Consider the following 9,514-nt stretch of genomic DNA (forward strand, 5'->3'; position numbering starts at 1 on the left):
CACTCCCAGCGATAGCCGACTCCGCTGTCATCACAGCGGGTGACCCCGCCCGCCCGGGTCAAACAAGGAACTCCGGCCGGTTCCCAACTGGGTCGTACGAGTAGAAGCGCCGGCGTCCCGGCACTCCACGGCCCCCGCCCGGAACCAGCATCCGCCCCGCGCCGCGAGCACCGGCGGCTTGGGGATCTCGGTCATGCCGAGGACGTCGACGTAGAAGGCGCGCAGCCGGTCCTCGGAGCCGGGAGGCGCGGCCAGCTGCACATGGTCGACGGCGACGAGCATCACCCCTCCTTGCGGGCCACCGCGAAGATGCGGCGGAACGGGAACGGCGTGCCGTACGGTCCCGCCGGGTACGCCTCGCGCAGGGCCGCCCGGTACTCGGCGAGGAACTTCTCCCGGGCCGTGGGGTCGTCGGCGAGCGCGGTGAGGACCGGGCGCAGACCGGTGCCCTTCACCCAGTCCAGGACCGGGTCCTCGCCCTGCAGCAGGTGCATGTACGTCGTCTCCCACGCGTCCACCTCGCAGCCGAGGTCGGCCAGCTCCGCGAGATAGGCCTCGGGCGCGAGGACGGCGTCGTCGTGGCGCAGCTCCTCCGCGAGTCCCGCCGCTCCGGCCAGTTCCCGCATGAGGACGTGGCTCGGGGAGTCGAAGTTGCCGGGGACCTGGAAGGCGAAGGTGCCGCCGGGGGCGAGACCGGCGATCCAGTCGGCGAAACGGCCTACGTGCCCCGGCACCCACTGCAGCGTGGCGTTGCTGACGATGAGGTCGTACGGCTGTGCGGGCGCCCAGGTGCGGACGTCCGCGTGGGCGAAGTCGAGCCGGCCGCCCCCGGACGTGGGGCCCGCGTGTTCGACCTGCGCCTTGTCGAGCATCTCGACCGAGTTGTCGTAGCCGGTGATCCGCGCCGTGGGCCAGCGGGCGGCGAGCACCGCGGTCACGTTGCCGGGGCCGCAGCCCAGGTCGGCGATCACGGGCGGGTCGGACGGCAGGTCCGGGACGCGGCCGAGCAGGTCGGTGAAGGGACGGGCGCGGTGGTCGGCGTGGCGGAGGTACTGAGCGGGGTCCCAAGTCGTCATGGGACTCACTCTCCTCGCCGGTTTATCTTGATGTCAAGAGGCTTCACATCAAGAGACTTCACATCGACACAACCACTACACTGATCGTCATGGAGGACGAGGTCGATCGGCTGGTCGCTGCGTGGCGCCGGGAGCGCCCGGACCTCGACGTGGAACCGCTCGAGGTGCTCAGCCGGGTGAGCAGACTGGCCCGGCACCTGGACCGGGCGCGCCGGCTGGCCTTCGCCGAGCACAGCCTGGAGCCCTGGGAGTTCGACGTGCTGACCGCGCTCAGGCGCGCGGGGACGCCGTATCAGCTCTCCCCGGGGCAGCTGCTGACACAGACCCTGGTCACCTCGGGCACGATGACCAACCGCATCGACCGGCTGACCAAGAAGGGCCTGGTGGAGCGGTTGCCCGACCCGAGCGACCGGCGCGGGGTGCTCGTCAGGCTCACCGAGGACGGCAAGGACCGCGCGGACCAGGCCCTCGCCGGTCTGCTGGAACAGGAACGCGCGATCCTCGCCGAGCTTTCGCGCGCCCAGCGCGGGGAACTGGCCGGGCTGCTACGCCAGTTGACCGCCCCCTTCGACAACATCCCCGGCTAGGCGCTCCGCTGGGAGAGCCGTTGGGGCACGGGCGTTGATCAGGCGCCGTTGCTCCCCTACGCCAGTTGACCGCCCCGTTCGACAACATCCCCGGCCAGGTCGACGGGTCCGACCCCTGCGCGCCGGGCGAGTGCGACGGCCGCCAGGGTCGAGTGGACGCCCAGCTTGCCGAGGACGTTCTGCATATGGGTGCGCACGGTGTGCGGGGAGAGGAACAGGCGCTCGGCGACGGCCTTGCGCCCCAGCCCGGCGACCATGCACCTGAGCACTTCCCGCTCCCTCGGCGTGAGGGACTCCACCAGCCGCTCGCTCTCGGTGCGGTGCTTGCGGGCGGCGGTGAGCTCCCGCAGTACGCCGGTGAGCAGGGCGGGCGGGAGATGGGTCTCGTCGCGCAGGACCCCCCGGATGACGGTGAGCAGCCGGGACAGCGAGCAGTCCTTGGCGACCCACCCGGACGCGCCGGCCTGGAGGGCGAGCGCGGCCCGCCGCGGATCGTCCTTCTCGGCGAGCACGACGATCCGTACCGACGGCTGCGCCGAGCGGACCCCGGCGACCAGCGAGATACCGTCCACCAGTCCGTCCTCGTTGCCGTCCGGCACGGACACGGCGGGCCTGATGCCCTGGACGTTGCCGCCCAGGTCGGCGTCGACCAGCAGCACGTCGAAACGGCGGCCCTCGGCGGCCGCGCGCTCCAGCGAGCGCAGCGCGGCGGGACCGCTGCCGGCCGCGGAGACCTCCACATCGGGCTCGGCCGCCAGCGCGGCGGCGAGCGACTCGGCGAAGATGCGATGGTCGTCTACGACCAGGACTCGGATGCGAACCACGAAACCCCCTTCCCCAAGCTCTCGAAGAGCAGGGGATACCCGTCGTCATCGTCCGAAAAAGACGACTCGGGAGACGACACCGCCGCGGGTACGACGCCCGAAGCACGATGGCCGCACGGCCGCCGCCGTGCAAGAACTGCTACCCCCACTTCGGGCGCCGTACCCGACTGTCTCGCCCCCTGATCAGCACCGGCCCCCACCGGTGCTGTTCATCAGGGTACGGCCGGGGGGCAGGAGCGGAAGGTTATTTGCAGAACTGGCTGTCCGGTGCGTTTATGGTGAGCCGCATGTTTCGTCTGGAGACAGAAGTCGACAAAGCCCGGCAGGATCTGCTCCGCAAACGGCTGCGGGACACCAACACGGCGGCCTCCCCGGTGCTCCGCGCCCTGCGCGGAACCCCAGGTGAACGGGAACTTCCGCTCCACGTCTGGGTGTTGGACGACTCCGGCGCCCTGGCGGGCGGACTGGTCGGCCACACCTGGACCAACTGGCTGCACGTGGCCTATCTGTGGGTCGACGAACGGCACCGCGGGGCGGGTCTGGGTTCGCACTTGCTCGCACAGGCGGAGCGAATGGCGCGTCACGAGCGGGGCTGCACCTCCGTACGCCTGGAGACCTGGGACTTCCAGGCGCCGGAGTTCTACCGGAAGCAGGGGTACGACGTGGTGTGCGTGATCCCGGACTATCCGCCGGGGATCACGGAGTACACGCTGACCAAGCGGCTCAGCGCCTGAAGCGCCAGGAGGCCGGGTCGTCCGCCGGCTCGAGGCCCAGTTCCCCGGCGATGGCGGCCGCGCGGCGATGGGAGACGTCCGGGTAGTGCCCGGGGTGCACCTCGACGAAGCCGTGGTCGTCGGCCAGGGCCGTGCGCAGCGCCTCGCGGAGCGTGTGTTCCTGCTCCTCCAGCCTGATCCGCTCCTCCCGGCGGCGGGCGACGGTCGCGCCCCGGCGGGCCGTGGCCCCGACGAGGCCGAGCGCCACCAGCGCGAACGCCCCCACCCCCAGGACGTCTCCGGTCGCGTGCGCGTCGCCCGGGGTCCGGGGACGCAGGACGCCCTCGGGGTCCGCGAGCACGGTGACCCTCTGGCCGACGGCGAAGCGGCCGGACCCGGCCTGGAGGGCGGGGCCCGGAAGCCTGGTGCCGTCGCGGCGCGCGAGGGCGTAGTCGTAGGTGTCCGCCTTGCGCCCGTGGTCCGAAACGGGCCAGTCCCGTACGACGACGGCGGTGATCCGTTCGCCCCGCCGCTCCAGGGTGAGATCGTCCCGGGCCAGGTCGGCGATGTACACGGCGACCAGGGAGACCCCCACCACCAACAGGGCCGCGGACAGGCCCGTCTCGTCCGCGCACAGCTTCGTCAGGAGCACGGCGAGAAGCACGCCGTGGGCAATCCACAGGGGCACCAGGAGACCGGAGCCATGGTGGTCCGCCAGGAGGAAGAAGCCGACGATGGCGGCCAGCACGTAGCAGCCGATGCCGATCGCCGACAGGATGCGATGGTGCCCTCGACTCACGCTCCGACGCTACTGGGGTGTACGTCAGGGAGAGGCCCGGCTTTCCCCAAGATCGGATCAAGCCGGGCAAAACAGTGGTCGGACCGTCCTCAGACCAGGCGCCGCGCCCCCGCCGACGGCACCGCCTCGAAGACCCGCGGAGCGGTGAACTCCGCGGCGGAGAAGGCCTCTTGGACCGCCTTGGTGATGCTCTCCACGTCGGTCGCCTCGGCCAGCACGATCGCCGAGCCACCGAAGCCGCCGCCGGTCATCCGGGCCCCCAGGGCACCGGAGGCGAGGGCGGTGTCGACGACCAGGTCCAGCTCCGGGCAGGAGATCCGGAAGTCGTCGCGCAGGGAGGCGTGGCCGGCGATCAGCACGGGGCCGATCGCGCGGGTCTCGCCCGACTCCAGCAGGGCGACGACCTTCTCGACCCGCTCGTCCTCGGTGACGACGTGCCTCACCAGGCGTACGGCCTCCTCGTCGTCGCCGAGCCTCTTGAGGGCCGCGTCGAGCTCGCCGTAGGGGATGTCCCGCAGGGCGTCCACGCCGAGCAGGGCCGCGCCCCGCTCACAGCCCGCGCGGCGCTTGCCGTACTCGCCCTCGCTGTGGGAGTGCTTGACCTGCGTGTCGACGACGAGCAGGACCATGCCCTCGGCGGCGAGATCGAAGGGGATCTGCTTCTGGGAGAGATCCCGGGTGTCGAGGAACAGGGCGTGGCCGGTCTCGCAGCAGGCGGACGCGGTCTGGTCCATGATCCCGGTGGGGGCGCCGACGTAGACGTTCTCGGCGCGCTGGCACAGCCTGGCCAGCTGCCAGCGCTGGAGGCCGAGGTCGTACAGGTCGTTCAGGGCGAGCGCGACGACGACCTCCAGGGCCGCCGACGAGGACAGGCCCGCGCCCGCCGGGACCGTCGAGGCCAGGTGGACGTCCGCGCCGGTGACCTGGTGGCCCGCCTCGCGCAGCGCCCAGACGACACCGGCCGGGTAGGCGGTCCAGTTCCGGTCGCTCTCGGGGGCGAGGTCGTCCAGGCGCAGCTCGACGATGCCGCCCTCGACGTCCGCCGAGTGCAGCCGCAGGACGCCGTCCTCGCGCTTGGAGACGGCCGCGATCGCGGTGTGCGGCAGCGCGAAGGGCATCACGAAGCCGTCGTTGTAGTCGGTGTGCTCACCGATGAGGTTGACGCGGCCGGGCGCCGACCAGACACCGTCGGGCTCGGTGCCGTAGAGCTCGGTGAAACCGTCCCGGACCTGCTGTGCCGCCACTGTCACTGCTCCCTTGCGATGTACTGCGCGAACTCCCAGGCGTCCGCGACGATCCCCGCGAGATCCGCGCGGGACGGGTTCCAGCCCAGCTTCTCGCGGGCGGTGGCGGCGGAGGCGACCAGGGTGGCCGGGTCGCCGCCCCGGCGCGGGGCCACGACCTCGGGGATCGGGTGCCCGGTGACCTGGCGGACGGTCTCGATGACCTGGCGGACCGAGAAGCCCTCGCCGTTGCCGAGGTTGCAGATGAGGTGCTCGCCCGGGGTGGCGGCCTTGACTGCGAGGAGGTGGGCCTCGGCCAGGTCGGCGACGTGGATGTAGTCGCGAACGCAGGTGCCGTCCGGGGTCGGGTAGTCCTCGCCGAAGACGTTGATCGCCTCCCGCTTGCCCTGCGCGACCTGGAGGATCAGCGGGATGAGGTGCGACTCGGGGTCGTGGCGCTCGCCCTGCTTGCCGTAGGCCCCGGCGACGTTGAAGTAGCGCAGGGACACGGCACCGAGGCCGTGCGCGTTCGCCTCGCTGGTGATCATGAAGTCGACGGCGAGCTTGGAGGCGCCGTACGGGTTGGTGGGCTTCGTCGGCGCCGACTCGACGATCGGCACCTCCTCGGGCTCCCCGTACGTGGCGGCCGTAGAAGAGAAGACCAGTCGGCGCACGCCTGCCTCGCGCATGGCGCCGAGCAGGGCCATGGTGCCGCCGACGTTGTTCTCCCAGTACTTCTCGGGCTTCACGACCGACTCGCCGACCTGCGAGGACGCGGCGAAGTGGAGCACGCCGTCGAAGGAGGCGTCCAGCCACTTGGCGGCGTCGCGGATGTCGCCCTCGATGAAGGCGGCCCCGGCCGGGACGCCCTCGCGGAAGCCGGTGGAGAGGTTGTCCAGGACGACGACCTCGTGCCCCGCCTCCAGCAGGTGCTGGGCGACGACCCCGCCGACATACCCCGCGCCACCTGTCACCAGGTACTTCATGAACTCGCTACCTCTCGCAGTCGCTGAGCCGCGGCCTCCGGTCGGATGTCGTTGATGAAGACGTTCATGCCCGACTCGGAGCCCGCGAGGAACTTCAGCTTGCCGGACGTACGACGAATGGTGAAAAGCTCGAGGTGCAGCGCGAAGTCGTCACGATGGACCCCTTCGAACTCCTCCAGCGTGCCGAACGGCGCCTGGTGCCAGGCGGCGATGTACGGCGTGACCGGCTCACCTTCGCCGAAGATCCGGTCGAAGCGCCTCAAGAGTTCCAGATAGACCTTGGGGAACTCTGTGCGGGCCTCCTCTTCGAGTCCGAGCAGATCCGGCACCCGGCGCTTGGGGTAGAGGTGCACCTCGTACGGCCAGTGCGCCGCGTAGGGCACGAAGGCCACCCAGTGCTCACCCTCCAGGACGACCCGCTCGCCGGCGAGCTCGCTCTCCAGGACGGCGTCGAAGAGGTTCTCACCTCCGGTCGCCTCCTTGTGAGTTGCGAGAGAACGCAGCATCAGCGCGGTGCGCGGAGTGGTGAACGGGTAGGCGTAGATCTGGCCATGCGGGTGACCCAGGGTTACACCGATCTCGGCACCGCGGTTCTCGAAACAGAACACCTGCTCGACGGAAGGGAGATGGGACAGCTCCGAAGTCCGGTCGGTCCAGGCGTCGAGAACCAGCCGCGCCTGCTCCTCGGTCAGGTCCGCGAAGGAGGAGTTGTGGTCGGAGGTGAAGCAGACGACCTCGCAGCGTCCGGAGTCACCGGCCAGCGAGGGGAAACGGTTCTCGAAGACCACCGCGTCGTACGACGAGTCCGGGATCTCGCTCAGCCGCTCACCCTGCGACGGACACAGCGGGCACTCGTCCTTGGGCGGGTGGTAGGTGCGCCCCTGTCGGTGCGAGGCGATGGCCACGGAGTCGCCGAGCAGCGGATCCCGACGAACCTCGGACGTGGTGACAGTCGGCTCCAGCGGACGCCGGTCAACGGCGTCGCGGACGGTGTCGTCGCGCAGGTCGTAGTAGATGAGCTCGCGACCGTCGGCCAGCCGGGTCGAGGTCTTCTTCACCGCCGGACTCCTTCACTCAAACATAACTAAACACAAGTAATCACGACCGCCCACCAACGTCAACATCGGAATCAAACAAAGCGCATCAGTCGAGGTGTTCACTTGTTGACTATGCAAAACCCCACAAAAGGCGCATACCTGGCAGCGGAGCTCCGGCTCCCCACCAACTGGCTCGACTACACGATCCTCGGCATCTACTTCGTGGTCGTCCTCGGCATCGGCTTCGCGGCCCGCCGCTCGGTGAAAACGAGCCTGGACTTCTTCCTCTCCGGCCGCTCACTGCCTGCCTGGATCACGGGTCTCGCCTTCATCTCGGCGAACCTGGCCGCCACGGAGATCCTGGGCATGGCCGCCAACAGCGCGCAGTACGGGGCGTACACGGTCCACTGGTACTGGATCGGCGCCATCCCGGCCATGGTCTTCCTCGGCCTGGTGATGATGCCCTTCTACTACGGCAGCAAGGTGCGCTCGGTCCCCGAGATGCTGCTGCTGCGCTTCGACAAGGGGGCGCATCTGCTGAGTTCGGCCCTGTTCGCCTTCGCGGCCATCCTCATCGCGGGGGTGAACCTCTACGCCCTGGCGATCGTGGTCGAGGCGCTGCTGGGCTGGCCGCAGTGGGTGGCGATCGTGGTGGCCGGTGCCTTCGTGCTCGCCTACATCACACTCGGCGGTCTGTCCTCCGCGATCTACAACGAGGTCCTCCAGTTCTTCGTGATCCTGGCGGCCCTCATCCCGCTCGTCGTGCTGGGCCTGAAGAAGGTGGGCGGCTGGGACGGCCTGACGGACAAGCTGACGGCGGAGCACGGGTCGGACTTCACGACGGCGTGGGGCGGTACGGGCATCGGCAGCGCGAACCCGCTGGGCGCGAACTGGCTGACGATCGTGCTCGGGCTCGGCTTCGTGCTGTCCTTCGGGTACTGGACGACGAACTTCGCGGAGGTCCAGCGGGCGCTGTCGGCGAAGAACCTCTCGGCGGCGCAGAGGACACCGCTGATCGCCGCGTTCCCGAAGATCTTCATCGTGTTCCTGGTGATGATCCCGGGCCTGACGGCGGCGGCCCTGATCCCCGGCTTCGGCACCGCCGACTCGGGCTACCAGTACAACGACGCCATCCCGTACCTGATGGAGCAGCTCCTGCCGAACGGTGTCCTCGGTATCGCGGTCACCGGTCTCCTGGCGGCCTTCATGGCGGGGATGGCGGCGAACGTCTCGTCCTTCAACACGGTGTTCACGAACGACATCTGGGGGAGGTACGTGGTGCGGGGCCGGGAGGACGAGTACTACGTCCGCTTCGGCCGCCTCATCACGGTGATCGGCGTCTGCGCGTCGGTGGGAACGGCGTTCCTGGCGTCCTCCTTCTCCAACATCATGAGCTACCTCCAGACGCTGTTCTCCTTCTTCAACGTGCCGATGTTCGTCGTCTTCATCGTCGGCATGTTCTGGAGGCGGGCCTCCGCGAAGTCCGGCTTCTGGGGTCTGCTCGCCGGCACGGTGGCGGCGATGGTGAACTACTTCTGGATCTACAAGCAGGGCATCATCGACATCCCCTCCGACCAGGGGGCCAACTTCGTCTCCGCGATCGTCGGAATCGTGGCCGGTGCGGTGGTCATGGTCGCCGTGTCCCTCTTCACGGCCCCCAAGCCCGCCGAGGAACTCCAGGGCCTGGTCTACGGCACGACGTCCCCCGGCATGTCCGAGGCGCCCGCCGCCGGAGACGACGCCTGGTACCGGCGGCCGGCCCTGCTGGGCTGGGGCGCGGTGGTTCTGGCGGCCGCCTGCTACATCCCGTTCTCGTTCTGAACTCGTTCTGATCGCGGAGGATTGAGCAACCATGTCTGATCAGCACGGATACTCCGACCACGACGTGCAGCGGGAAGTGGCCGAACTCCAGGCCAAGTCCGCGACTGCTGCCCGCATCTTCGACCTGCGGCGCATCATCGGCGGCCTGTTCGTCCTCTACGGCGTCATCGTCACGATCGCCGGAATCAACCCGTCCGACGCCACCCTCGACAAGGCCGAGGGCGTCAATATCAACCTCTGGACCGGCCTCGGCATGCTGGTCCTCGGCATCTTCTTCCTGGTCTGGCTGAAGCTGCGACCGACTCCGCCGGCTGTACCGGATGAGGAGCCGCGGGAGTAGCGGGCGCTGGGCCTAGGGCGTGTTTTAGAACGAGGCTTCGTGCCGCGCTCTGTGCCGTGATGATCTCGGTGTGGGGCGTGGGGATCTTTCGGATGAGCAGTGGTCAGT

At 69.4% G+C, this 9,514-nt stretch carries 10 protein-coding genes and 1 pseudogene; 4 read left to right on the plus strand and 7 right to left on the minus strand.

The genetic code is table 11. From position 1 onward, the window contains the following. Positions 1-58: 58 nt before the first annotated feature. Positions 59-282 (minus strand): annotated as a pseudogene (locus AB0D34_RS37190) (hypothetical protein). Continuing rightward, a complete protein-coding gene (locus tag AB0D34_RS37195) occupies positions 282-1,076 on the minus strand; it encodes a trans-aconitate 2-methyltransferase (protein ID WP_362670017.1) in 795 nt (264 codons plus the stop codon). The pseudogene AB0D34_RS37190 and the gene AB0D34_RS37195 overlap by 1 nt, the downstream one beginning before the upstream one ends. Before the next feature lie 89 nt (positions 1,077-1,165). Here AB0D34_RS37195 and AB0D34_RS37200 point away from each other — a divergent pair, with 89 nt between their 5' ends. Continuing rightward, positions 1,166-1,663: a MarR family transcriptional regulator gene (locus AB0D34_RS37200; protein ID WP_141205418.1), complete on the plus strand. Its 498-nt coding sequence runs from the start codon at positions 1,166-1,168 to the stop codon at positions 1,661-1,663. 56 nt (positions 1,664-1,719) lie between these two features. Here the strand turns inward: AB0D34_RS37200 and AB0D34_RS37205 are convergent, their stop codons facing one another. Continuing rightward, complete coding sequence (locus AB0D34_RS37205; protein ID WP_362670020.1) at positions 1,720-2,487, minus strand: response regulator transcription factor; 768 nt, start codon at positions 2,485-2,487, stop codon at positions 1,720-1,722. Positions 2,488-2,762: 275 nt separating this feature from the next. On the opposite strand from AB0D34_RS37205, the gene AB0D34_RS37210 reads away from it, so the two are divergent. Then, positions 2,763-3,221 (plus strand): GNAT family N-acetyltransferase, encoded by a 459-nt coding sequence (locus AB0D34_RS37210; RefSeq protein ID WP_362670022.1) that lies wholly within the window; start codon positions 2,763-2,765, stop codon positions 3,219-3,221. On the opposite strand, the gene AB0D34_RS37215 is transcribed toward AB0D34_RS37210, so the two are convergent. The 4 genes from AB0D34_RS37215 to galT form a co-directional block, all read right to left on the minus strand. After that, on the minus strand, positions 3,211-3,999 hold the full coding sequence (locus AB0D34_RS37215) for a hypothetical protein (RefSeq protein WP_362670024.1): 789 nt from the start codon (positions 3,997-3,999) through the stop codon (positions 3,211-3,213). The two genes, AB0D34_RS37210 and AB0D34_RS37215, sit on opposite strands and share 11 nt — an antisense overlap. A gap of 89 nt (positions 4,000-4,088) precedes the next feature. Further along, positions 4,089-5,243 (minus strand): galactokinase, encoded by a 1,155-nt coding sequence (gene galK, locus AB0D34_RS37220; protein ID WP_362670026.1) that lies wholly within the window; start codon positions 5,241-5,243, stop codon positions 4,089-4,091. Positions 5,244-5,245: 2 nt separating this feature from the next. Beyond that, complete coding sequence (gene galE, locus AB0D34_RS37225; RefSeq protein WP_362670028.1) at positions 5,246-6,208, minus strand: UDP-glucose 4-epimerase GalE; 963 nt, start codon at positions 6,206-6,208, stop codon at positions 5,246-5,248. Then, positions 6,205-7,266, minus strand: coding sequence for a galactose-1-phosphate uridylyltransferase (gene galT, locus AB0D34_RS37230; protein WP_362670031.1), 1,062 nt, complete (start codon positions 7,264-7,266; stop codon positions 6,205-6,207). The genes galE and galT overlap by 4 nt, the downstream gene beginning before the upstream one ends. A gap of 111 nt (positions 7,267-7,377) precedes the next feature. Here galT and AB0D34_RS37235 point away from each other — a divergent pair, with 111 nt between their 5' ends. Further along, complete coding sequence (locus tag AB0D34_RS37235; RefSeq protein ID WP_362670061.1) at positions 7,378-9,066, plus strand: sodium:solute symporter family protein; 1,689 nt, start codon at positions 7,378-7,380, stop codon at positions 9,064-9,066. A gap of 31 nt (positions 9,067-9,097) precedes the next feature. Continuing rightward, positions 9,098-9,406, plus strand: a complete 309-nt coding sequence (locus AB0D34_RS37240; protein ID WP_362670033.1) for a hypothetical protein — start codon at positions 9,098-9,100, stop codon at positions 9,404-9,406. The last annotated feature ends 108 nt before the right edge of the window (positions 9,407-9,514 follow it).

Source organism: Streptomyces sp. NPDC048420 (assembly GCF_040651535.1).
Lineage (GTDB): Bacteria > Actinomycetota > Actinomycetes > Streptomycetales > Streptomycetaceae > Streptomyces.